At 63.8% G+C, this 1,051-nt stretch carries 1 pseudogene; it reads right to left on the bottom strand.

Annotated elements, in window-relative coordinates:
• Nucleotides 1-1,051, bottom strand: a pseudogene (locus tag Msi02_RS42735) (DNA-directed RNA polymerase subunit beta); the annotation flags it as partial.

Here is a 1,051-nt window from a genome sequence, read left to right as displayed (position 1 = left end):
CTGCGAGGTGCCGAAGAACTCCTTGATCGACGCCACGACCGGGCGGATGTTGATCAGGGTCTGCGGCGTGATCGCCTCGACGTCCTGGGTGGTCATGCGCTCGCGGACGACGCGCTCCATGCGGGCCAGGCCCAGGCGGACCTGGTTCTGGATCAGCTCGCCCACCGTGCGCAGACGACGGTTGCCGAAGTGGTCGATGTCGTCGGTCTCGACGACCACCGAACCGTCCGGGCCCATCGTCTCCTCACCGGCGTGCAGCCGGACGAGGTATTCGATGGTGGACACGATGTCCTCGTCGGTCAGCGTGCCCTGGGTGATGTCGGCCTGGACGCCCAGCTTCTTGTTGATCTTGTAACGGCCGACCTTGGCGAGGTCGTAGCGCTTCGGGTTGAAGTACAGGTTCTCCAGCAGCGCCTGCGCCGACTCCTTGGTCGGCGGCTCGCCCGGACGCAGCTTGCGGTAGATGTCCAGCAGCGCGTCGTCCTGGCCGGAGGTGTGGTCCTTCTCCAGGGTCGCCCGCATCGACTCGTACTGGCCGAAACGCTCCAGAATCTGGTCGCTGGTCCAGCCGAGCGCCTTCAGCAGCACGGTGACGGGCTGCTTGCGCTTGCGGTCGATGCGCACGCCGACACTGTCGCGCTTGTCGATCTCGAACTCGAGCCACGCGCCGCGCGACGGGATCACCCGGCAGCCGAACAGGTCCTTGTCGGAGGTCTTGTCGACCGAACGGTCGAAGTAGACACCCGGGGACCGGACGAGCTGGGAGACCACGACACGCTCGGTGCCGTTGATGATGAAGGTGCCCTTCGACGTCATGAGCGGGAAGTCGCCCATGAACACCGTCTGGCTCTTGATCTCACCTGTGGTGTTATTGATGAACTCCGCCGTGACGAACATCGGGGCGGAGTAGGTCATGTCCTTGTCTTTGCACTCATCGACTGAGTACTTGGGCGGCTCGAACCTGTGGTCCCGGAACGACAGGGACATGGTTCCGGAGAAGTCCTCGATGGGACTGATCTCCTCGAAGATCTCTTCGAGACCCGATTGGGCC

It is taken from the genome of Microbispora siamensis, assembly GCF_016863095.1.
In the GTDB taxonomy this organism is placed as follows: domain Bacteria; phylum Actinomycetota; class Actinomycetes; order Streptosporangiales; family Streptosporangiaceae; genus Microbispora; species Microbispora siamensis.
The sequence above is the reverse complement of the archived record's forward strand: the minus strand, read 5'-3'. Positions and strand labels throughout refer to the sequence as shown.